A 24522-nucleotide genomic window follows, 5' to 3' on the forward strand; every position below is an offset into this window, starting at 1 on the left:
CGAAAGATCCCGCCTCCAATCGGCCTTTTCTCGACGCATGGCGGGGCTTTTAGAACTGCCCAATTGGCCCCAGCGCGCCTGGGACTGCCAACTGCGGTGGTGGCCACCCCGCTTCAGAAACAGTCGAAGTTCCAATTGCCGCGTCGAGGAAGCCTAAAAATCACAACTGGCAGACCAGCACAGCTACCTCGCGTCCCAGTGGCCCTGTTCAAGCTCAAAGCGGTTTTCTGATGAGGCATTTCGCTTCTGCATCGACAAAGCCGATACCCCGACGGCCAAAGAAGTCATCGAAAGCCTGACGAACCTCCGGCCAGGCGCCATCACGGTTGTAATCATCGCCGATCAGGATGCCGCCCGGACGTAAGAGCGGCCACCACGCCTCGAGATCGCCGATGACGGAACGATAATCATGCCCCGCATCAACGTGAATAAGATCAATCGAAGTGCCGTGCAACATGAGGAGCCGTGCCGCGTTGAGCGAATCCAGCGGTAATGGCAGAATATGGCTCTGCAATCCGGCGGCCATAACATTGGCCATGAATTTATAGAAAAACTGCGGATAGCCATGGACAATTGCAAGGTGCGCCTTCCATTCCGGCTGGCTCCAGTGTTCCGACGAGCCGAGCCAAGTATCAACGGCGATTACCACCCCATCCGACCCAAGCGCCTTCAGCGCGGAAGCCAGCGTCATCGTCGAGCCACCCTTCCAGACACCAATCTCAACGACCAGCGCTGGCTTGAGTTCGGCGACCGCCTCGCCGAGATAGCGATGGCCGCTGTTCCAGCCCTGGGAATCGGTCTGGTAGAGCGTCGCGGGAAATCCCGCAAACGGATCGCGCCCTTGCCAGAGCGTACGGACCATCTGTAATCGGGTAGGATTTACGACCATCTGCTGCTCTATTATGCCAGCCCCGAGCGGCGGCGCGGCGGAATGCGCGGGCGGGGCAGGAGGCGCATCTAGTTCAAGAAGCCTAAACACCTCCCACGCACCAATTTTATCACGGGAAAGCGTGACGCGGCCGTCTGGCTCGGCGCACAGGAAAAGGCCACCGCGACGCAGGGCCACGGAACCAGGATCGTCCGGCAATCTTACGACCTCAAAATACTGGGGTGCCGGAGTCGTATCCTGTTCGGCGGGTTGCGGCGCTCGTTGATCCGGCTCGGGCTCAATGACTGCGCTATGGCGGTTTCCGTCCGGCGCGATATACATGAGGCACGCGAACTCTGGCGAAAGAAACAACGCAATATTCGCTATGCCCGCTTCCTGCGGCACCTGACTGAGCGTGCCGGCGGCCAAATTTGCGAAGACGATTGCCTCATGGTGCGTGAGCAACCGGTAGGGCCGAACATTCTCGGGAAACGAAATGTCGGGTCCGTGGAAATTTGCTGCCCCACCGCTCGGGCGAGGAGGGCGAGCAAACGCAGCGTCAATCACCTCAACAGCTTTTTTCATTTCTCCTTCATAATCGAGCGACAACGCAAGCTCCCTGCCAGCCGCGCCGATTCTCTCGGCTGCCTCGTCATGTTCGCGCAACCATAAAATTTTTTCATCTAAATCAGACATGTCGGCTTCAACAGGGACGAAATTTTCCCATGGGACAAGTCGATCATAGTACCACTGCCTGTAGCCTTGAGGAGAAGCAACCTTCAATACCGCGCTTCCGGACAGCAAGCGCTGAAAAAGACCTGCCCATGAATTTGTGTTACCGTCAATATCAATGAGATATTTGTATTTTATCCACTCTTTCGAATCGACAAAATTTTTGACGATGTTTAAGCCTAAAATTTGTTCTTTTTGCTCGTCAGTCATTTGAACAATACCACTAAGCCCGACGTCGTAGAAATGGCTGTGCGGCGACGAAAGAGCCATTTCACAAAGCATAATTCTTTGAATTGAACGTAGGTTTTCTTTTTTTAAAGGCCAGCCGGTTGAGGATCCACGCCAAAAAGCTATGGACTCGCGCGCGTGCCATGGAATAAAATTTTCCTGATATGCGCGCCTTGTGTCGGCATATCCCCTTAAGGATACAAAATCAGAATCTGGAATAAGGCAAGCGTCTGGAGAACTGCTGCAAAAACCCAAACATCCTCCTGCCCCCCCTAGATCACCAAGTTCAAGCACGGCAATAGAAACCCGAGGCCTTTTAATTTTATGATACAATGCAAACATAGGAAGCATGGCAGCCAAACGCACTCTAACAGACTCGTTAACAACCGGATTGATGTTATTGTTTATTATAAACGTCGAACGCGCATCAGATATGGTCACCCATCTTACGGAGAATGCGTCACCAATCAAACGACTAGATTCTATTTCTATTTCGAAAATCACATCATCTAAAATGTATTTTTTTTGGCCAATCTCCTCTGACTCACGGCCCTGCATATCACTCATCTCGCCATTTCCGCCCATTAAACGACAGCCTGAAAATCCAGGCTTGCACTCCACCCCAAAACCTCCCGCGCCTTCGTCGCATCTCCAACCGCACGCATGATCTCCACCGGGCGCAACCGCGCGGGATCGACCTCGACACGGATCGGCACCGAAGCCCGGGCGATCATGGCGGCAAGAATATCGCCGATCCGCCGGGGCTGGCCAGAGGCCAGATTGAACACCGCGCCCGCCGGCAGTTCGTCGAACCGCTCTAGTGCCAACGCATAGGCCCGCACCACGTCCGCGACATGCAGGAAATCCCGTTCCGGCTCCAGATTGCCGACGCGGATCACTGGCGCCTGTGCCCCCGCCTCGATCCGCGCAATCTGTGCCGCGAAAGCCGGGATGACGAACGCTTCCGACTGGCCCGGCCCGGTGTGATTGAACGGGCGAAACCGGATCACCCGCAGCCCGCTTTCCGCCGCCATCGCGCCCATGGCCAAATCCGCCGCCGCCTTGCTGGCGGCATAGACGTTCAACGGCGCGAGCGGCGCCGATTCATCGAGCGCCACGCCAGCTCGAAAACTTGCCCCGTAGCTCTCCGAACTGCCGACATAGACCAGCCGACACGCGGAGGTTGCATTGAGGATCGCCATGGCGACATTCAATGTGCCGCCGACATTGACCGCGAAAGCGCGAGCTGGATCCCGCCGGGCGTCCGGCACCGAAGCGATGGCGGCGAGATGCACGCAGGCCTCCGGCTGAAACGCTTTGAACGCCGCCGCGACAGCCTCGGCATCCGTGACGTCGAACCGCTCCGTATAAAACGACGCTACCGGAAACCGCGCCGCAAGCTCATGCAGCAAATGCCCGCCGACGAAGCCCTCCGCGCCGGTGATCAGGATGCGCACCGGCGCTGGCATCTACATCCTCGCCTTGAGCCGGGCGATATCCGCCTCGACCATCTCGCTCGCAAGCTGTTCAAGTGTCACTTCCGCCTGCCAGCCGAGTTTTGTCGCGGCCTTGGCCGGATCGCCGAGAAGGTATTCTACCTCGGCCGGACGCATCAGCGCGGGATCGGTGCGAAGATGGTCTGCCGCGTGCAGGCCGGCAGCCTGGAAAGCGAGAGCAGCGAATTCCGCGACGGTCGCGCTCCGCCCGGTTGCGACGACGTAGTCGTCCGCCGTATCTTGTTGCAACATCAGCCACATCGCCCGCACGTAATCGCGCGAATGGCCCCAGTCGCGCACTGCCGCGATGTTGCCGAGTGTCAGTTCTTGCGCCAGTCCGAGCTTGATGCGGGCGACGCCGTGGCTGATCCGACGGGTGACGAATTCGATGCCGCGCAGTGGGCTTTCGTGGTTGAAGAGGATGCCGGAGGAGGCATGCATGCCAAAACTCTCGCGGTAGTTCACCGTCATCCAATGGGCATAAAGCTTTGCGGCGCCATAGGGGCTGCGCGGATAAAACGGCGTTTTTTCGTTCTGCGGGGTCGCCTGCACCTTGCCGAACATCTCGGATGAGGACGCTTGATAGAACCGCGCCTCAGGCCGCGCGATGCGCACCGCTTCCAGCATCGTCACCGCACCGAGCCCCGTGACCAGCCCGGTCAGCGTCGGCTGTTGCCAGGAGGTCGCGACGAAGCTCTGCGCTGCGAGGTGGTAAACTTCGTCTGGTTTGTGGGCCTGCACCAGGCGGATCAGGCTGCCGAGATCGGTCAGGTTACCCTCGACCAGCCTGACCCGATCCAGAATGCCGAGCCAGCGCAAACGCTCGCCGATTACATCCGATGAGGCGGAGCGCCGCATGACGCCGACGACGGTATAGCCTTTTTCCAGAAGCAACTGGCTGAGATAGGCCCCATCCTGGCCAGTAACTCCGGTAATTAAGGCGGTCGACATCGATTTTTCTTCCTTTCCATTATTTGGAGAACGAACATTGCCTATATAAAATATCAGCTCGCGCGCGGGAACTGGGTTTCCCGCCCCCCTCCCTTAAACCTCTATGCTCACGCTGGCTTTTTGCCCTTGGCGCTTTTTGGTCGAACTCCGCTGTTTCCTCTGAACCATCCCGCCGCGAGGCGGACCGCCATCCGCCGTAACCCTGGGTTTCGCGAGTTCCGGGTCAGCGGGCGGCGCCGACTCAGCGGCCGTCGTAGTTCCGTTCAGCAGGGGCGCGGCCTCTATGCTCGCCAGGGTCGTGGCGCCATTCGACGCCTCTATCCGTGCCTCGGTTATTTCAATTCCGGTGGCGTGCAAATCAGTCTCCGCATCCACCCACAGGCGCACCTCCACATCGTCCATATAGCCGTCGAGGGTGAACTCGATGACGCCCAGAACCCCTGGCCGTGCAGCACTCTCGGCCAGCTTTTTTTCTGTTAAGCGCAATTCATCCTTCTTGGCAGCCACGTCTATATATGCGCCGCCAAACGCGCCAGGTTTGTTGAGGGCGCCATAGACTGTGGCAACATAGGTCCCAGCAGGCAATCCTATATAAGGACCATGCAACAAATAGCCTGCCTCGCCAGTGCTCCAGACATTCCGCCCCACGCGATGGCCAATTTGTGAGAGCAAACGGGGATGGCTGGCCCAATAGCGATGGTCCCACGCCGGGGGCACGGGCGCCAGCAAGGCGCGTGGGGGTTGGGTGATGCGTTGCTTGCCATCGCCGGATGCCAGCCGCTCGGGCTCGGCACTGCCGTTGCGCAGTTCTACCAAGCTCACCCGCACATCGCTATTCTCTTCCACGAAAACTCGGATTTCGAGATCAGTGCGGTTTTCATCGAGGCTGAAATTCAGCGTTGCCACGGGTGCATCCTGCTCGTCTTCGCCGGGCCGGAGATAGGCTTTGGCCAGGAAGGCGGTACCCGCCTTGATCGCCACGTCCGCATAGGCTCCGGCCACGCCGCCAAACCCCACCTTGCCGTGGATGATCGCGCGATACTTCCCTTTCTGGAGAAATCTAGCGCCATACAGTAGAAATCCCGCCCGGCCCGTGCTGTAGAGGCACGTGCCGCGCCGCTCCCCGACCTGAGTATGGTGCCCATCATCGGAGCCCCAATAACGGAAAACTAGGTCAGCGTCTTTTTTTGCCACCCATTCGCTTTGCCATTCTCCACCCAGGATAATATCCAGCAAATTCCACGTGCTTTGTTTCCAGGTTAGCCAGGGCATGGCATCGGAGCGCGGAGCGCGGCCCTGACGGTCGAGATCGAGCCAGGTCTTCACCGCTTCGGCCACGGCGCGCGGCTCCTCGCCGCTGAAATAGAGGGCATGATCGCCGGCCACTTCACGAAACACGGGAATGTCGCGGGCCAGGATCGGTAGGCGATGCCGCGCAGCCTCAATCAACGGCAGACCAAACCCCTCGTCCGCCGAAGCCGCAATCAAGCACGTGCTGGCGGCATAGATTTGCTCTAGCAAATCATCGCCGATGCCCTGAAGCCAGAACAATTGCCTGTCCCGTTCGGGATGAAGGTTCACCTTCTCCTCGATATCCACCATCCAGCCGAGCTTCCCGACGATCACCAGATTAACCTTGATACCCTTCCGCCAGAGCAGATCGAACGCCGCCAGCACTTGCGTGTGCCCTTTGCGTGGCTCGATCGTTCCCACCATCAGGAAGCTCGGGTATTTCCTCATGGCGTCGAACAAGCGCGCCTGCGCGGGCAGAACGCCATGGTCATGGCCGCTCACTTTGAGCGTCAGGTCGGATCCCAAATGCCACCAGCCGATTTTTAACGGCTTTCCCTCGCGTTTCCCGAACAGTTGAAACCACCGCTTCAATTCCTGGGCGACCGTTTGCGATATACAGACAACGCCATCCGACTGGGAAATCACCTCCAACCAAGCTCTCCCAATTGTAACGCCGCCAGAAAAAAATTCTGGCCTGGTTACGAGCAATAAATCGTAACACACAAAATAGACCGCCACCCCCTTGAGACGAATTTCTTGCAACCAGCCTTGGTGACGAGGAACTACCTCAGGCTGCAAATCAAGCCCAACAAAAACGTCCCCCGGACGAATTTCGACCGGATCATCGGAGAGTCCGACATCTCCCAGATCGAGAAACCGCGCGGTGAAGCGGCGCGCATAGCGATAGCCATGCTCCATCGTGGCGAAAACCGGCTCGACCCGATAACCCGCGGGCGGATGATCGAGCAATTCAGCCAGAATGCTGCGTACAACTCGTTGGATGCCAGTTTTGGCATCCCGTTGGGCCAGCTCGGAGACATCCAACAGCAATTGTTTGGTCTGGAGCCTTGGCGTGGGAAAAAGCTGCGCCGCTCGCGTAGCGAAATGCGCCAAATCTTGCCGGTCGCTCGGCATGCCCAGCCGCGCCGCCTCCTTCAGCAAACCTATGCTTGTTTCCCCCGCCCGTTGCGCGAATTGCTCGATAGCGGTCGCATAAAGGTCCGCGCAGTGCCTCGGGGCATGCTGTTCGTGGATGTGCTCGGCCGCCCGCTTGCCGAGGGTGGCGCGCTTGGCGGGGCTGCGCCATAATTCTTCCAAAGCCCGGGCGAGTTGCGCGGTCGTGAAATTATCTGCCAGCATTCGCACCGCCTTCGTCGGAAACTCCTTCATCGACCCATTCGCATTCACGATGGTCGGAAGGCCATAATTCATGCAATCCAACACTGCGGCCGAGGTTTCGCCCCTGGAAAGCGTGCGCAATTGTACCGCCAAATCGGCCGCCGCGAGATAATTCTGATAGGTCTCATGACCCACCCAGCCGGTAATACGAACCCGATGTTTCAATTCCGCCCGTTGCAGCCATTGCCGGATTTCCTCGCCATAACCGCCCTGTGGTGACGCCCCCACAAAAACCAACTTGCAGCGCCTATCTTTACTGAGCGCGGAGGTCGTCCAGGATTCGAGCAAATCAATATTGCATTTTGTCGGAACCATATCCCCAAAACTGCATACCACAAAATCATCATTGTTCAGCCTTAATGATTCCCGTGCCGCATGCCGTGGTTGACCAATACGTGGCACGCGCAAAAGTGGGATCAGAGCCCAATCCTTTCCCCAATCGGGCCCATACCATTCCGCAACAAGTTGTCGTGAATAGTCAGAATGGCAAATCACCCCTTGGGCGCGCTGTAGTACCTCCAGATTGCAAGGATATTTATATATCACATCAGCGGTGTCCTCCGCGTCGCGGCGTTCGCGCAACGCTTCCCACCCATGGGCATATTGCAAAGCACGCGCCCAGATGCCCGGGGTGAAGCCGGTCATCTCCATATGTGCAACGATCCCACTCAAGAAAAAATCATGTAGCACCACCACGCCAGGATAGCGATCTAGTAGCTCGAACATATGCTGATGAAACGAGGAGTTGCCAAAATGGTAGAGAATACGATCGTAGGAATCTGCATGGCCCTCAAACCATGCTACGCTCCGCTGGGTGGAATTGGCCAGAACCCAAGGGTCGATCACCGCTTCCTGCTGATCCACAACCACATCGATGTCGTAATGCCGCGCCAGTTCCGGCAATAATTCCGCGCTGTAATCAGAAATTCCACTTTTCGTGGGCTGCAAGGGTGAAAAATAGGCCAACCGTGGGCGACGCGTCATGGATTTTGCCGACAGTGCCGCCGGCCGCGCCACCTGATGGGAGTCTACAAAGCTTTCCACCGCCCGTAAGGCACGCTGAGCGCTCACGTCCCATGAAAACTTAGCCGCCTGTCGCAAACCATGGGTTTTGAGTTTTTGGCGGAAGCCTTCATCGGTCAGGGCGTGTTCGATGGCGCGGGCGATTTCCCGCTCGTCCCTGGGGTCAAACAACGCCTCTTCCCAGCCGATCACCTCGGGCAGACTACTACAGTTCGAGGCCAGGGTTGGCGCGCCGCAGGCCATGGCCTCCAGCACGGGCAAGCCGAACCCTTCATGCCAGGAGGGAAAGACAAACAAATGGCAAAGATTATAGAGCGCCAGCAAATCGTCATCGGAAACGAAATCCGTGAATATCACCTCTCCCGGCTCCATGCCGCGTTTGGCCGCGAGCTTCTCTAGATGCTCTCGGGAATGCGATGAAAGCGAACAAACGACGGCTAATTGATATTTCTGCCGTGAATTTTTGTTTATTCTAGAGAATGCCCCAATTAGACTAGCAATATTTTTGCGGAAATCGTCTCCACCTGTGTACATCACAAATGGCCGGTCAAGGCCATAGCGCTTTCGCAGCCGGGATTCGGCTTCATCGCTCAGGGACGTGACACCGAAAAAATCAGAGTTCATAGCGTGGGGAACGCTAACGGTTTGTGCGGCTTCCAGCCCAAGATAGTCGATGATTTCCAGTCGTGTTGATTCAGAATTAGCTAGAATTAAATCAGCCCGGCGCAGATGGTCCAGCCGCTCATAATACCAAGCGGCCACCGTCGGATCAGCCAGATAATGTTCGGGATAGACCAGCGGAATAAGATCATGATGGATAACCGCGGTGATTAAATTTGGGCGATGGGCGCCGATACTGATGACGGAATTATCCCCCAACCCTTGGAAAAGACTGGTCACCAGCACGATATCCGGCTGCAATGCAGCAAGAAATTCCTCCCGCAGCAATTCGCTGGCCTTGCGCCGCCAGCGATTGGCCGGGTCTGACGCATGGGTCGGTGTCAAGCCACGCCAGATTTTGAAACTTTCCGGCGGCAGCAGGTCTTTGAATTTCTCGTTGAGGAATTCGATTGACTCGGCAAATGCCCCGTTCAAGGCCAGAATAATTTCATGCCTGCCGGGCTGACGAGCCATCGCAAGAGCGAGGGACAAGGCGCCACGCCCGATCCCGCGGGCGCGGTAGTTAGGTTCCTGCACACTCTGCAAATCAAGAACGATGCGCAAACCACAATTCCTTTCCGTACAATCCCCCAGTTACATCTGGGTGCTGAGTTTTTGCAACAATTGCCGGTAAATTGCGCGCGCTTCCCAAGGCAGTTGCTCCGGCGGAACCGGGGAGGCGTCCCGCAATTCCTCCGTAAGCGGCCCAAGCACCTCAATCTCCTTAGAGTGTTGTGTGAATTTTTCGATGCTTTGGCTCAGGGCCATTTTAAAGTGAGCCAGTTCTGTCTGCAGCGTCTGCACGCGAGTCTCTAACGCCGCCATTGCCTCGTCTGAGGGCGCTGCCACAGGTTTAGGCTCGTGTTCGATATCCGGTGTATTGTTATCGGAGCTTGGCGGTTCCAAGCGGTCCAGATCGGTTGCCACCCCCGGGACAAATGGCAGACGATATGTCCCCAGATGATCGTCCACGACCACAGCGATGTCGTCGATCGGCGCGTCTATCTCAAGCAAAATCCGGAAACCATATCGACCATCCCCAGCCCCGGATTTATGCAAATGTTCCCGATAAAGATCGCAGATAGCACTGCCGAGCACACGCCCCGCCGCAATTGCCTTGACGCGGAGATGTTGCCCAAGATCATTCCGGTCGATTGCCCAACCCTCGATGCGCCCAGGAGTGATAGACTCAACCGTGCCGATATAAGCAGGGGCGCTGCGAGCCCGCATCTCGGCCATAGCCTGCTGTGTCAGCGGCAGCCGGAATGGATGCGCAGAATCGTCGATTACAACCGAAATACGTTCGAGCGGTATTGCCAAGCGATTGAAGGCGAGGCGAAAACCGTAACGACCGTCACCAGCGCCACTCTTATGAACATGTTCACGATAGATATTGCTGACGCCAACGCCGAGCACTTCGCCATCGGCCATTGCGCGCACTTTCAGGCGCCGGGAAAGATCCAAGCGATCGATCGCCCATCCCTCAACGGCATCGGAACTGATACGCTCCACGAAACCGATATAAGCCGGCGTGTGAAACTCAACTGAATCTCGGGGCGGAACGGTCATTATCGGCTTGCCTACGGTCGCGTTTATTGGGGAGAGCTTGTCAGGCCGCATCTTGGAGAGTCACGGCGTGGCCATCCCGAGTAACATGCACCAAAAATTAGGAGAGTCATGAGGTCCAACCCATCAAACGCTGACCGATTAGAGATAATCCGTTCGCACGACCCCGGCCCCGCCGGCAAACATGACTTTCGCCGCGCGTGTCATCGGTGCTTAGCGGGAATAGGACATAATTGCTCGAAGTCGCATAGCGTAACGGCGACCGACGCTGAGAGGGGCATGCCGAAGTTCGAAGCGCTGTTTTCGCGCGTTCGGAGCGAGTAAGCAATCACGCGCCTCCACTTTTTGCCGATAAACATTTTTCATTTTTCTCGCCATGTCGTCAACGCTTGGCTCCGCCCACCATAACCCATCGGCAAAAGGGTAATCCCCGGGTGCCAATTTGCGTGGCGTCCATGCAATCAACTCGTCAGCCTCCATAAAATCAACATTCCCGGAAAACCCCGTCGCCAGCACCGGAAGCCCCAATAAAATTGCTTCCGCAATATTCCGCCCAAATCCTTCCGCCCGATGTGGAGAAACGAGGCAGTCGCATGAGGCTAAAATCCCGAGAGCATCGGCCCGATCTAGCGTACCAGACAAAATATGGATTCGGCTGTCGGCTGACGCAGCGCTTTCCACCGCTTGCCATGCTGGGTGTCTTCGCGGGTCTCCGTTGACCCTCAGAAGTAAGGCAACGGCATCATCTTTTTTATGAAACGCCCTTCTGAAAGCGCGAATAAGAGCCATGGGGTTTTTGCGGCTTAGATGGGAATTGGGATCAAAGGGATAAATAAAAACAAATATTTTTCTATTTTCAACGAATTCTGTTTTTGAATGAAGCGTGATGGGCGGAAGCGCCACCGCCGGCGGCATTACATAAATTGGTTTTTTCGTTATATTCTTAAATGAATTTTCTGTAAATATGCTAGGAGACCATATTTCATCTACCATATCATAAATATCTTCCCATCCTTCTGGGGCCTCAGGCAATTCCCATGGGAAATAACCGATTTTATATGTATTATTAAAAAACCTTACTCCCATTTTCAAATATAAATTTGCCAAGTCAAATATTGGCATACAATATATAGTAATCTGATGAACTGGAACATCACAGCAATCGCGTGGAATAAATTTTTCATTAGCGCGAGCTGTGGTTAGCAAGTCTGATACGTCTACTATAGTATAATTTATGTCGACAGAATCCAACGCCACGGACAACATGCGAACATCTTCGCCTACGCCTAATTCCCCGCGCGCATATCCGACAAGATTAACCGATACATCACAAACGCCCTGCTGGAGTTGATTGAAGTTATAAGATCCCGCGTGCTCGAGGTGGGGCGCGTCAATACGAAAGGGGGAGAAAGGCGTGAGAAACCGACGCCATCCTCCGTATAAACAGAAATCCAGAAAAATATCAGCCGAGGCATGACCAAAATCAAAAAATTCCTGAATTTTTTGATCACCAAACTCAATTAACGCCGCTGCAATGCGGGGAACTTGAAGCCCCATCTGATTCCAGCGAGGACAATTACATATTTCTTCCGTTTTTAATAAAAATAAATCAGGAAGAGGCGGTGCACAATCTAATATTGTTGGGCCAAAAATACGGTACCAACATAAAAATTTTCCAATTTCTTCCTCATTATCGAGTGAAAATTGTTCGTTAATTTTTTCAAAATTATGTATGTATCTTAGAAGCCTAGGTAAATATAAATTATTATTTCCACAAGCAACCTCCTCCATCACAATAGAAATATGTTTTTCGTCATACCCCCACACTTCAGGATATTCTTTTTTGCCAAAACAAAGCCACCACGCTATAAAATCTTTCTGGGACTCTACATCATGCACTGCTCCCTCGCCCCGAACATCGCCTCTGAGGAGAAAAGCGAACCACATCGCCGGTGACATGAATTGTGGTCTCTTAAGATTTTTAGCCAGAAATTTTTGGTAATTATTCATAATTTAATATGGCAATGACATTGTATGGAATGTTTATGGAATTAGTCAATTCTAAATGATTGGAATATATGTTTTAATTCAATTTCAGCCTTTTCTAGCTGAATTATAATAATAGGATCTTTTGTTTTTTTCATGTTTTTTACAGTAATTTGACAAATTTTTTCTAAATTTTCAATATCATTTTTATTTGATATTATTTTCTTAGTCGCCAAGAATTGTATAAGACCGATCATTAACAGTCGATCGACGCCAAACACCTCAGACGCAGTTTTGATATCCATCTCACCCTCTTGCTATAAAGTTTTTGGGGAACCCACAGGGTAAACAGTGTTATATAAAAACAATATTCTTCTTAATATTTGTGTCCGATAAAAAATTATCAAATATCGACCTCCCGCAACAAATTGTAAGGGCGCGCGCGCTCAGCGGATTTGTTCCCTTGGGGAGGTGGTTTCTCTGCACATGATGATGACGCCGTAATTTCTACGCCAGATAGAGTGGCCAGCGACATCGTTCAGTTCGTGCGTGTCGATGCCTCGCCGCATGGCATGGCCGTTGGTAGCAAAACGGCACTCCTCGACTAGCACGTGGGTGGAGCGCCAGATATCGATCGGCTCAACCATCGTTGGCTACCCGGATATTAGGTTTAACACCTGGGTATGTTTCCACTGTTTGGCTGCCGGGATCAAGCCTGCCATGGCTACGGATTATGAGCCAAGCCAGTAGCCAGCCTACGCCAGGCTGAACCGCCCCAGAATTTTCGGAGGCCCGTCGGTATGGATCAAACGGCCATTGCCAATCTTCGTACTGCGGCCTAGCGCTGTTCCCGACGATTACCCCATCCCCATACCCATGCTGGGCGGCTCCAGCTCTGGCTCGGGCGTTGGTTCTGGCTCTGGGCGCGGCTGCGGTATTTTCCCTCTCGCCTGGGCGATGATTTTATCGTCCCTGTGCGGCACGAATATTTCCGCCCCGCGGGCGGCGCCGGGAGTCTGCATGCGCCTCGCAGCGGGCGCCTCGGCTTCCGGCACCCGCTGCGATACTTGCGGCCTGACGGGTTGCGCTGCCGGCGGGGCTGGCCTTAGTTCCGGCCGCGGCGCCAAGTGTGGTGCCGCCGGCGGTTTTGGGGCTGGCTCCGCCACTGGCTGCAGCCTCTGCAACTGTGGTGAAGACGCCGCTGAGCCCGGCGCTTGTCGCGACGGCGCGGAAACCTCCGGCGATGATTTCGCCGAAGACGTCGCGGATGACGCCGCCGGCGCTTTTGACGGCAGTTTCGCCGTTGTAGCTGCCTTCACCATCGACTGTGCCGATTGTGCTTTCGCCACCGGCTTCGCCGGCACCTTCGCCTTCTCTGGCGCCGCTGGCGGCTTGGCCATCGCTGCCTTGGCGGTGGCGACGAGCGCTTGACCGAGACGCTGGCCGGCCTCGGCGAGGCGCGCGGTGACGAAAGCCGCCTGAGTGCGCACGCCCTCCCAGGCCGCGGCGGCGGCCCACTCCACCGCATTGGCCGCGACATCATAAAAGCTCGGCTGACGACGGCGCGCCGAATTTGCCGGAGGTAGTCTGGTTGGTGCCTTCGGCTTCGGCGCTGGCTTTGGCTCCGGCACTGGCGGTGCCTTGGCCATCGCCGCCGCCGGTTGCGGCATGGCCCTTGGCGGCGCCGGCCGCGCTTCGGGAACGAGGATAGCGCTTTCGGGGGCGAGGCCGCGGCGGACGGCGAAGCCGACGCCTATCGAAACCGCCGCCGGCTCATAGTCGAGCGTGCTCTCCTTGCGCCGCGCGCGCGCGAGCCGCTCGGCCATGCGGGCGCTGTTGCCCATCTCCTCCTCGCTCCAATGCAGCCGCACGCTCTCGCGATGGCGGCTGAGGGCGACATAGGTGAGATGGCGGTCCATGCTCGCGCTCAGCAGCACATGGGCATGGTCGACGGTGACGCCCTGGGCTTTGTGCATCGTCGCGGCATAGCCGTGGTCGAGGGCGTCGTAGTCCTTGAGCGCGAACACCACCTCGCGCCCGCTATCGAGCCGCACCTTGAGATGAGTGCCCGCCCCCGCTCCCTCGATGGCCACGAGCGTGCCAAGCGTGCCGTTCTTCACCCCGAGAGAGCGCTCATTGCGGAGAAAATAAATGCGCTCGCCGGCCGCAAAGGGTTTTTTCCCGTCCCGGGTCGGCAGCATGACGTCAGGGCCCAGCTCGCCGCGCTCCCGCCGCACCGCCCGCGCCCGGTCATTGAGGTCGCGGACATCGGCACGGCGATGGGCAAGGATGATGCGGCTCGCCGCCGGGTCACGACGACGGCCCGCCTGCCAGTCGATAATCAGCCGGATTTTGGCCTCCTCCGCTTTGATGGAGGCCAAAACCATGCCCTTCTCCTGGTAACGCGCCAGCGCCGCGCGGGTTTGGCCGGTGGCCAACTCTGCCGTCGCCTGGCGCTGCCAGTCCTGCTTCTGGCGCCGCACCACGGTCAGCGCCTCCGCCCCCACCCGCTCGACGATGGCGCGGAACGGGGCGCCGGCGGCAATCGGCTGCAACTGCTCGGCATCCCCGACCAGCACCAGCTTCGCCCCCGCCGCTTGCACCGCCGCCAGCACGGCGGCGAGGTCGCGCGAGCCGACCATCCCCGCCTCGTCGACGACCAGGACATCACGCGCCGAAAGCGTCTCACGCCCCTGCCCCCATTGCCGGAGCAGCGAGGCGATGGTGCGGCTTTCTATCCCCGCCCCCTGCTGCAGCCCCTCGGCGGCAATCCCCGAAAGCGCGGCACCGCGCACGCGATAGCCCGCCGCGTCCCACACCGCCCGCGCCGCCCCGAGCAGAGTGCTCTTCCCGGTGCCGGCATGGCCAACCACCGCGGCGAGACGAGTGGCGCCGGTGATACGGCCGAGCGCCAGCGTCTGCTCCTCCCCCAGCCTGGCAGCCTCGGCGTGCCGGCGGCACAGCGTCGGGTCGACAAACTTATGCCGCTCCTGCGCCAGCGCCTCGGCGGTTGCCGCAAGACCGCTCTCCAACGCCAGCATCTCTTTTGTGGTGTAGCGCTCTTCGCCCCGGCTATCGCGGCCGAGCCTGACCAGCGCCGGCAAGGCCATGACTCTCGCCAGGACGTTCCGGAACTGCTCGGCATCGACGGTGTGCCCGTTGATGAAGCGGGCGATGTCGCGGCGGGTGAAGGTGCTTTGCTGCGCGGTGATGGCGGCGAGCGCCATCGTGGGGTCGGCGAGGAGTTTATCGCCGTTGAACGCCCGGTCGTCCCGAGCCCGCGCGCCGCGCTCGGTCACCTTGCCGGCGGCCTCGCGGCGGCGCACCCCGGCGCCGAGCTTGACCTGCGGCATCAGGTCGAGGCCGAGTGTCTCCAGAGAGCGATGGTCGATGCGGACATCATGGCCGTTCTCGGCGAGGCAGGCATTGGCGAGGTCGGCCCAGGCCTCGCGCCAGTGCTGCAAGAGCGCGGTCGCGTTCCACTCCCGCCGCTTGGGCCCGAACCCGCCGCCTTCGACGCCGCGCAGGGTCAGCAGGATATGGGCATGCGGCTGCGGCTGGCCGTCGCTGCCTTGTACCCAATGGATGGCGATATCGGCGACCATGCCGCGGGCGACGCATTCCCGCCGAACAAAATCCTCCGCGAGCCGGATGGCCGCACGCTTGGAGAGTTCACGCGGCAGGGCGATTTCCAGCTCGCGGGCGAGCTGGGCATCGCGGCGGCGCTCGGCGGCCTCGACGGCGTTCCACAGGGTAGCGCGGTCAGCCCAGGCTTCCGGGGCACCGACGGGGAGGAGGATGGCGCGATGCACGACGCCCTGTTTGCGCGTGTAATTCTGCCACTGGCCGAGATGGTGGTCGCGGAGCCTCTCTCCGGCGCGATAGGCGGCGGCGGCGATGACGCTGCGGCCCTGGCCTCGGGAGATAATCTTGACGCTAAAATGGTAGATGGCCATGCGTTATTCCGGGTAAAAATTGTCCACTGCAAAATATTACCCGGCCGCCATGCAAGGAACAAATACTTATTGAGCAAAAATTCCTACCACCTCCCCCAGCAACGTCGCGAAGCGACGTATAAGCGCGCATTTCGCTCTTTTTCTGCCTTTCTTTCTGCCTCTCTCCCCTCAATTTTTATTGTCAACATTCCCCTCCGGCATCCCAGGAACTTGCTCCCGCCATCCAATTCCGGCTTGCCAAGGTCCGTGGCCTTCCCCTCTGCCCCGAGCCTTGGCGCCGTGCCCGCCTTGTGCGGGCACGGCGCCGCCGGTTCCGCGGCGCCGGCAGTGATGGCGATGGGAGGCAAAAGAAAAAAGGAAAAAAATATTTCTAAACCGCTGGCACAAAAATTGTACCGGGCTTTCTGCCAGTCATCGGCCATCGCTAATGGTAAAGAGCGGTTAAGGAATTGCTGCTGCGATGCCTATGCAGTAACGCTTCGGCCTGTCATGACGGCTGCGGGAATTATTCGGCGCTTGATAGTAATATTGAAGGCGATGGGATTGAAGCCGTTGGCCTTCGTCTCGCATCCTCTGGTGTGAGAACAGTCACGCAAGAGGTGGTGCAATATTTTTTGGTGCTTTGTCGATTTTTCTCTTGAAGTTACTCAATAGAGATACTATCTTCATATCAGGAGACGGGAAAACATTTTCTTCCCTCTCCCGCGCGCCGGGCGCCCCCCGGAAGCCAAGCGGCCGAGCATGGTGCTGACACACCACACCCGGCCTGACCTGCAACATTGGAGTCCGCAATGTCACAAGCTAATCGATTTCCTACCACACCTGCTCTCCTGTCGGGAGACGCGTGCCCCTGCCCACAGGGGCCGGGAACGCATGCCGTCCCGGCGCTCCTGCCCTCGGATGGCGGGCAGCCCATCCGCGTCCCGCGGCCACAGCGCGCGATAGCGCTGCCGGCGCCAGCGGCGGAGGAAGAGTGGCTGCCGCCCCTGCCATGCGATATCAGCGAGGGGCCGAGCGATATCATGGTCGGCGAGGCCGGGGCGCATCTGGTGCAGTCGCGGCTGATGCGCTGGGGCCTGTCCACCCATGCCGCCGGCCCCGGCACCCCCTATGACGTCCTCACCGAGGCCGGCCCGGCGGTTGGGCTCATCCGGCTGCAGGTCAAGACCACGGCACAGCCGCCGCGCGGGCGATGCTACCGCTTTCGCCTCACCCGCGGCTTTCACCGCTCGCCGCGTGGCGTCTTCGCCTATCGGGCGGGGGATTTCGACATCGCCGCTTTTGTGGTGCTGGGTCTCGACCGGGTGCTGTTCCGGATATTCGGGCGGCCGAGCTTCAGCGCCACCCCGGCCGAGTTCCTGGCCGCGGACGCCGAGAAGCTAAGCCTGCGCCGGGCGCTTGCCGGCCTGATGGCGCGGCGTGGCGTGATGCCGCCGGCGGACCTCTGACCCCGGGAGGCCGGGCCCGGATAATCGGGCCCGGCGTTCCTTCCCCTTTCCCCGTGTCTGCCCGTGCCGCTGGCCGTGTCCGCTCGCGCGGGCGTGTGATTGGAGTCTTTCCCATGCCGCTCATTTTTGGCCAGGCTCATCCTGGTGATGACACCGCCGCCACCCTTCTTCGCCTCGAGACCCTGCGCCGTGACCTGCAGGCGCTGGCCGAGGGCAAGCCGCCTTCGGCGAAAATCCTGCGCGCGGCGCCGCTGCTCGAGCAGTTCCGCATTGCCGGCCGCGAGGCGCTTTGCCTGGTCGGCACCGGGGCGGGGCATCCGCGTCTTCCTGCCGGTCCCATCGCTACCGAGGAGGTCTGGGCCTTTGCCCCGGATTTCTCCTGGGCGCGCACCTTCTCCGGCTTCTACCGCCTCGGCACCCCGCATCCCGGCGAGCACCGCCTCGCCTCCGGGCGCTGAAGCAGAGGCCAGAAGCCAGGGGCGCCAAAACGGCGCCTCATCCGGCTTGCGCCGCTGGCCGCCGCTCTTTTCGCGGCCCCTCTTGGAGACGCTGCTTGAGACGGGCACGCTCGGTGAGCAAGCGCCCTATTTCCGCCACGGCCGCCGCGTCGAGCGCCTCGAGCTGCCGGTTGATGGCCCTGATGCGGGCGGTCGCGCGCAGAAACCCGTGCCCATAGGCATCCGCCAGCGAGACCTCACGGTCCAAAGCCAGCCTGGCAACCGCGTCCAGGAATGCCCCGAACCGTGCCCCATCGCCACGCGCGCCGCCAAGCGGCCTCCCGAGAACCTGCTCGGCCACCGACAGCATCTTTTCCGTAAATTCCCAGGCCGGATGCGGCTGGCGCAGCGCCGCCGCCCGCTGCCGGCCGCCACGCGCAATCGCATCGCCGCTCGACGCACCGACCTCTTCCTGTATCCGCGCTACCGCCCGCCCGCAAAACCGCGACAGCGCAGCAAGCCGGGTCACCCAGTCACCACCTTTGCCCCGTCCTTGCGGCAGGTCTCCGTGGCGGGCATTCCAGAACATCGCCAGCAAATCGTCGCTCGGCATCTTGTCGTCGACATCGGACAGGGGGAACGGATGCCGCAGCAGGTCCATCACCGCGGATGGACAGGTATCAAGACACCGCGCCAGTTCCCCGCTCAGCGTCTCGATACGGCGCAACACCGCCACCGCGTCCTTCAGCGTCGGCCCTGCCTCCCAGGCGGCGAGCCGCTGGCGGTATTCGGCGCCGAGCAGGGCAAGGGTAAGATGCGTGCGCTCATTCCCTGCTCTCGCATCATCAGCGCCCAATGCCCGCAGCAGCTGGGCATAGGCTGCGACCTTGGCCTTTACCGTTTCAGGTTTTTCCGCCATGGCGCCCCCGGATATTTGCGCCTTCGTACCCGCCCCGAATTATCACCCGGTAAAAAATTGTCCGGGATGCGGGCGACAAGTCACGTCCAATCGGCGGTTTACCGGGAGACTTTCGTTTCCAAAGCAATCCGCCCTGCTGACGCGGGGGGTTGGGTCCATGAATTCCCCGCTGGCTTCGGTCATGCTCAGAGGGTCGCAACCCATACCCTATACCGAGACCAATGCCACCAGCCCGCCCAGCCCGTACCGAGCCTGCCAACCCCGAGGGCGCCCGCCATGGCGATGCCGCACCCCGCGGCACGGCGGTTCACGGCCGGCCGGGGCCGTCGACAACGCTCCAAGCACTGGCCCGCCAGCTCGCCCGCCGGGCTGCGGCAGAATGCCGCGCCAAAATGGAGAGCAATGCCGATACTCCCCTCCGCGATGCCGCCTGAGCCGGGAGAAAAATTCTTGACCGCCGCGCCCGGCCCCGCCCATCGTTCCCATTCCCGCCGCTTGGAACCACGCCCATGACCCTCCGCGCCGTCATCTACGCCCGCTATTCCTCCGACAACCAGCGCGAGGCGTCCATCGAGGACCAGTTGCGCCTATGCAAGGAACGCCTCGTCCGCGAGGGCTGGGAACTGGTGCAGGTCTATCGTGATGCCGCGCTCAGCGGCGCCTCGACGCTGCGCCCGGGTTATCAGGCGCTGCTCGAAAGCGCGCGCGAGGCCGCCTTCGACGTCGTCGTCGCCGAAGCCCTCGACCGCCTCTCGCGCGACCAGGAAGACGTCGCCGGTCTGTTCAAGCGGCTCAAATTCGCCGGTATCCGCCTCGTCACCCTCGCCGAGGGCGAGATTTCCGAACTCCATGTCGGCCTCAAGGGCACGATGAACGCCCTCTTTCTCAAAGACCTCGCCGATAAGACCCGCCGCGGCCTGCGCGGGCGGGTCGCCGCCGGGCGCTCGGCCGGCGGGCTCTGCTATGGCTATGACATCGCCCGCCAGCTCGACCCCAATGGCGAGCCGGTGCGCGGCGCCCGCAGTATCAACGAGGCCGAGGCTTCCGTTGTGCGCCGCATCTTCACCCTCTTTGCCGGCGGCGCCAGCCCGATTGCCATCGCCAAGACGCTGAACGCCGAAGGCGTGCCCGGCCCCGAGGGGCGCGCCTGGCGCGATACCACCATCCGCGGCCATGCCGGGCGCGGCACCGGCATCCTGCGCAATGAACTCTATATCGGCCGGCTGGTGTGGAACCGCATGCGCTTCCTCAAAGACCCGGCGACCGGGAAAAGGGTGTCGCGGCCGAATCCGCGTGCCGAGTGGGTTATCGAGACCGTGCCGGAATTGCGCATCATCGACCAGGAAACCTGGGAGCGGGCTGCCGAGCGGCTCGGCGCCATTCGCGCCGCCTCGCGGGCCGACACGCTGCCGCCCGGGTTCTGGGCGCGCCGCCGGCCGCGGCATGTGCTGACCGGAAAAATCTTCTGCGGCGACTGCGGCGGCGCTTTCGGCGCCATCGGTCGCGATTATCTCGGCTGCACCGCCGCCCATCGCCAGGGGGTCTGTGCCAACCACGGAACCGTCAGGCGCGATGCACTGGAAGACCTGATTCTCGGGGCGTTGCGCGAGCAGCTCATGGCGCCAGAACTGGTGGCGGAATTCGTTGCCGAATTCGCCGCCGAGTGGAACCGGCTGCAAGCCGAGGCCGGGGTCGAGGCGGCCAATCTGCGCAAGGAGCTGGCCGCGGTCGAGCGCAAGCTCGCCGGGCTGATTGACGCGATTGCCGAGGGGTTCCGAGCGCCGGGGCTGCAACAGCAGCTCGATGACCTGGAAGCGCGCAAGGCGGGTCTGGCCCGGCAACTGGCGCAGGCCACCCCGGCGATGCCGCGGCTGCATCCCAATCTCGGCGAAATCTATCGCGCCAAGGTCGCGGCGCTGGCCGAGGCCTTGACGGGCCCGGATGGGCAGGAGGCTTTGGAGATGGTGCGTGGCCTGGTGGCGCGGGTCGAGGTGCTGCCTCCCGCGGCGGCGGGCGAGGCGCCGGAGATTGTGCTCACCGGCGAGATTGCTGCGATGGTCGGGCTTGGCCTTGGGCAAGCGCCGACGCGCCCCGGTGCAGGGGCGACGCCAGGCGCCGTTGCCGGCGCTGGTTCCGATTTGTTTACGAGTTCGGTAAAAGTGGTTGCGGGGGCACGATTTGAACGTGCGACCTTCAGGTTATGAGCCTGACGAGCTACCGGGCTGCTCCACCCCGCGGGGGTGTTTTTTGTATGGGTGGGCTGGAGGGCCTGGCGGCGACCTACTCTTCCGCGCCTTAGGACGCAGTACCATTGGCGCTGGGGATTTTCACGGCCGAGTTCGGGATGGGATCGGGTGCGGGCCCCCCGCTATGACCACCAGGCTGTCCAGCCCACCCGCGATCTCGCCTCGAGAGAGGAGATCGCAAGTGGCAGATTTTGGTGTTTGCGATGTGCTTGATGGCAGCCTGTTCATGTGTTGGCCATGCATGACGGGTGATCTTGAGCTCAATCGGGCGATTAGGACCGGTTAGCTGCGCACGTTACCGTACGTCCACACCCGGCCTATCAACGTGATGGTCTATCACGGCCCTCAGGGAGACCTCGTTTTGAGGTGGGTTTCCCGCTTAGATGCTTTCAGCGGTTATCCCGTCCGCACATAGCTACCCGGCGGTGCCGCTGGCGCGACAACCGGTACACCAGAGGTGCGTCCATCCCGGTCCTCTCGTACTAGGGACAGATCCTCTCAAGTCTCCAACACCCACGGCAGATAGGGACCGAACTGTCTCACGACGTTCTAAACCCAGCTCACGTACCACTTTAATCGGCGAACAGCCGAACCCTTGGGACCTGCTCCAGCCCCAGGATGTGATGAGCCGACATCGAGGTGCCAAACCTCCCCGTCGATGTGGACTCTTGGGGGAGATCAGCCTGTTATCCCTAGAGTACCTTTTATCCGTTGAGCGATGGCCCTTCCACGCGGGACCACCGGATCACTATGGCCGACTTTCGTCTCTGCTCGAGCTGTCACTCTCGCAGTCAGGCGGGCTTATGCCATTGCACTCAACAGCCGATGTCCGACCGGCTTGAGCCCACCATCGCGCGCCTCCGTTACATTTTGGGAGGCGACCGCCCCAGTCAAACTGCCCACCATGCAGGGTCCCGGACCGGGATGACCGGCCTCGGTTAGACATCAGAAGCGCCCAGGGTGGTATTTCAAGGATGGCTCCGCCGAAGCTAGCGCCCCGGTTTCATCGCCTCCCACCTATCCTACACAGTGCTCCCCTGATGCCACTGCAAAGCTGCAGTAAAGGTTCATAGGGTCTTTCCGTCTGACCGCGGGTACCCCGCATCTTCACGGGGAATTCAATTTCGCTGAGCCGATGCCGGAGACAGTGGGGAAGTCGTTACGCCATTCGTGCAGGTCGGAACTTACCCGACAAGGAATTTCGCTACCTTAGGACCGTTATAGTTACGGCCGCCGTTTACCGGGGCTTCGGTTCGGAGCTTGCACTCCTCCCCTTAACCTTCCGGCACCGGGCAGGCGTCAGACCCTATACGTCGTCTCTCGACTTCGCAGAGCCCTGTGTTTTTAATAAACAGTCGCTACCCCCTGCTCTGTGCCACCCCCTTCTGGTTGCCCAGAAAAGGGTCCCGCTTATTCCGAAGTTACGCGGGCAATTTGCCTAGTTCCTTCGACATCGTTCTCTCAAGCGCCTTGGTATACTCTACCAGTCCACCTGTGTCGGTTTCGGGTACGGTCTATACGCTGGAGCTGTTTCCTGGAACGATCCACAAGCCCGGACAATCCAGTAAGCCCGGACAAGATTTCACGTTCGTCACTTCCAGCAGGCCGGGGAATATTGACCCCGTTCCCATCGACTACGGCTTTCGCCCTCGCCTTAGGGGCCGGCTCACCCTGCGCGGATTAACCTTGCGCAGGAACCCTTGGACTTTCGGCGACAGAGTTTCTCACTCTGTTTGTCGCTACTCATGTCAGCATTCGCACTTCCGATACCTCCAGGAGGGGTCACCCCACTCCCTTCGCAGGCTTACGGAACGCTCCGCTACCGCGTATCTTGCGATACACCCGCAGCTTCGGTACGTGGCTTGAGCCCCGTTACATTTTCGGCGCAGGATTTCTAATAGACCAGTGAGCTATTACGCTTTCTTTAAAGGATGGCTGCTTCTAAGCCAACCTCCTGGTTGTTTTGGAATTCCCACATCCTTTCCCACTTAGCCACGATTTGGGGACCTTAGCTGGCGGTCTGGGCTGTTTCCCTCTCGTCCACGGACCTTAGCACCCATGGACTGTCTGCCGCGCTATACGCCTCGGTATTCGGAGTTTGGTTAGGTTTGGTAAGCCTTTGGGGCCCCCTAGCCCATCCAGTGCTCTACCCCCGAGGGTAAACACACGACGATCTACCTAAATAGATTTCGCGGAGAACCAGCTATCTCCGAGTTTGATTGGCCTTTCACCCCTAGCCACAGCTCATCCCCGACTTTTTCAACAGGCGTGGGTTCGGCCCTCCAGTGGGTGTTACCCCACCTTCAGCCTGGCCATGGCTAGATCACTCGGTTTCGGGTCTTCTGCCCGCGACTGAACGCCCTGTTCAGACTCGCTTTCGCTGCGCCTCCACCTATCGGCTTAAGCTTGCCGCGAACAGAAACTCGCTGACCCATTATACAAAAGGTACGCCGTCACGGCACCCATCCTTGCGGATATCGGCCGCTCCGACTGCTTGTAGGCATTCGGTTTCAGGTCTATTTCACTCCCCTCGTCGGGGTGCTTTTCACCTTTCCCTCACGGTACTTGTTCACTATCGGTCACCAGGGAGTATTTAGGCTTGGAGGGTGGTCCCCCCATGTTCAGACAGGATTACACGTGTCCCGCCCTACTCAAGGATCGACCGATTTTCTACGCATACGGGGCTATCACCCGCTCTGGCCGGCCTTTCCAGACCGTTCTGCTTCTTATCGATCGACCACTGGCCTGCTCCGCTTTCGCTCGCCACTACTCGCGGAATCTCTGTTGATGTCTTTTCCTCCGGGTACTGAGATGTTTCAGTTCCCCGGGTTCGCCTCACCCTCCTATGAATTCAGAGAATGATACCCCTCGCGGGGTGGGTTGCCCCATTCGGATATCCACGGATCAACGCCTGCTCGCGGCTCCCCGTGGCTTTTCGCAGCGTGCCACGTCCTTCATCGCCTCCTGGTGCCAAGGCATCCACCGAATGCCCTTCTCGCGCTCGAGATCTTCGAAACCCATCCCAAGGGATGGGTCCGACCCGCCATGCAGAGACAACACGTCTCGTTACAGCGAGCCACTCAGCACATCGCTTGCCCCTGAACACTCATTTCACGACACCGTGGGCGAACAGCCGAAGCCTTCCACCCGGTCAGACACCGGCGCCATGAAACCGCTCTTTCCCCCAGCCGACCCGAAGGCCGCCAAAGAGATCGAACCGCGCGTCCAGAGACACACCAAAACCTGATTAACACTGACAAAGAACAAACCCAAACATCACCCGAAGGCAACGCCCGGAACACGACACCGCGCCGC

14 protein-coding genes, 1 tRNA gene and 2 rRNA genes are annotated in these 24522 nt (G+C 59.4%); 4 read left to right on the forward strand and 13 right to left on the reverse strand.

Translation table 11 applies throughout. The annotated features are described in order from the left end of the window. Positions 1 to 214: 214 nt before the first annotated feature. The 9 genes from DEF76_RS13205 to traA form a co-directional block, all read right to left on the reverse strand. Positions 215 to 2395 (reverse strand): glycosyl transferase family 90, encoded by a 2181-nt coding sequence (locus tag DEF76_RS13205; protein ID WP_162800650.1) that lies wholly within the window; start codon positions 2393 to 2395, stop codon positions 215 to 217. Between the two features lie 17 nt (positions 2396 to 2412). Next, entirely contained in the window at positions 2413 to 3297 is an 885-nt protein-coding gene (locus DEF76_RS13210; RefSeq protein WP_114912736.1) for a GDP-mannose 4,6-dehydratase, read from the reverse strand. Then, positions 3298 to 4275, reverse strand: a complete 978-nt coding sequence (locus DEF76_RS13215) for a GDP-mannose 4,6-dehydratase (RefSeq protein ID WP_114912737.1) — start codon at positions 4273 to 4275, stop codon at positions 3298 to 3300. A 93-nt stretch (positions 4276 to 4368) separates the two neighbouring features. Next, entirely contained in the window at positions 4369 to 9213 is a 4845-nt protein-coding gene (locus DEF76_RS13220; RefSeq protein WP_114912738.1) for a glycosyltransferase, read from the reverse strand. 30 nt (positions 9214 to 9243) lie between these two features. Beyond that, positions 9244 to 10218, reverse strand: coding sequence for a hypothetical protein (locus tag DEF76_RS19435; protein WP_162800651.1), 975 nt, complete (start codon positions 10216 to 10218; stop codon positions 9244 to 9246). 210 nt (positions 10219 to 10428) lie between these two features. Further along, on the reverse strand, positions 10429 to 12174 hold the full coding sequence (locus DEF76_RS13235; protein WP_162800652.1) for a glycosyltransferase: 1746 nt from the start codon (positions 12172 to 12174) through the stop codon (positions 10429 to 10431). A 92-nt stretch (positions 12175 to 12266) separates the two neighbouring features. Next, positions 12267 to 12506 carry a hypothetical protein gene (locus DEF76_RS19440; protein WP_162800653.1) on the reverse strand — a complete coding sequence of 80 codons (240 nt, stop codon included), beginning with the start codon at positions 12504 to 12506 and terminating at the stop codon, positions 12267 to 12269. 141 nt (positions 12507 to 12647) lie between these two features. Then, the gene (locus DEF76_RS19445; protein ID WP_162800654.1) at positions 12648 to 12848 is read right to left on the reverse strand and encodes a hypothetical protein; all 201 of its coding nucleotides are present in this window, start codon (positions 12846 to 12848) and stop codon (positions 12648 to 12650) included. 210 nt (positions 12849 to 13058) lie between these two features. Further along, positions 13059 to 16157, reverse strand: coding sequence for a Ti-type conjugative transfer relaxase TraA (traA, locus tag DEF76_RS13240; RefSeq protein WP_114912742.1), 3099 nt, complete (start codon positions 16155 to 16157; stop codon positions 13059 to 13061). Positions 16158 to 16226: 69 nt separating this feature from the next. Here traA and DEF76_RS19450 point away from each other — a divergent pair, with 69 nt between their 5' ends. The 3 genes from DEF76_RS19450 to DEF76_RS13250 all read left to right on the forward strand — a co-directional run bounded on the left by DEF76_RS19450 (position 16227) and on the right by DEF76_RS13250 (position 18063). After that, positions 16227 to 16739, forward strand: a complete 513-nt coding sequence (locus DEF76_RS19450) for a hypothetical protein (RefSeq protein ID WP_162800655.1) — start codon at positions 16227 to 16229, stop codon at positions 16737 to 16739. A gap of 209 nt (positions 16740 to 16948) precedes the next feature. Further along, positions 16949 to 17605, forward strand: coding sequence for a hypothetical protein (locus DEF76_RS19455; protein ID WP_162800656.1), 657 nt, complete (start codon positions 16949 to 16951; stop codon positions 17603 to 17605). A 113-nt stretch (positions 17606 to 17718) separates the two neighbouring features. After that, positions 17719 to 18063, forward strand: a complete 345-nt coding sequence (locus tag DEF76_RS13250; protein ID WP_114912744.1) for a DUF6634 family protein — start codon at positions 17719 to 17721, stop codon at positions 18061 to 18063. Between the two features lie 37 nt (positions 18064 to 18100). Here the strand turns inward: DEF76_RS13250 and DEF76_RS13255 are convergent, their stop codons facing one another. After that, entirely contained in the window at positions 18101 to 18961 is an 861-nt protein-coding gene (locus DEF76_RS13255) for a hypothetical protein (protein ID WP_114912745.1), read from the reverse strand. Between the two features lie 509 nt (positions 18962 to 19470). Here DEF76_RS13255 and DEF76_RS13260 point away from each other — a divergent pair. After that, the gene (locus tag DEF76_RS13260) at positions 19471 to 21165 is read left to right on the forward strand and encodes a recombinase family protein (RefSeq protein ID WP_114913879.1); all 1695 of its coding nucleotides are present in this window, start codon (positions 19471 to 19473) and stop codon (positions 21163 to 21165) included. Here the strand turns inward: DEF76_RS13260 and DEF76_RS13265 are convergent. From DEF76_RS13265 to DEF76_RS13275, 3 genes are all read right to left on the reverse strand, one after another. Beyond that, positions 21122 to 21198 (reverse strand) — tRNA-Met (locus DEF76_RS13265). The genes DEF76_RS13260 and DEF76_RS13265 overlap by 44 nt on opposite strands. Positions 21199 to 21228: 30 nt before the next feature. Next, a 5S ribosomal RNA gene (gene rrf / locus DEF76_RS13270) occupies positions 21229 to 21343 on the reverse strand. A 115-nt stretch (positions 21344 to 21458) separates the two neighbouring features. Beyond that, positions 21459 to 24213, reverse strand: a 23S ribosomal RNA gene (locus tag DEF76_RS13275). Positions 24214 to 24522 lie beyond the last annotated feature (309 nt).

The organism is Acidibrevibacterium fodinaquatile (assembly GCF_003352165.1).
Classification (GTDB): Bacteria; Pseudomonadota; Alphaproteobacteria; order Acetobacterales; family Acetobacteraceae; genus Acidibrevibacterium; species Acidibrevibacterium fodinaquatile.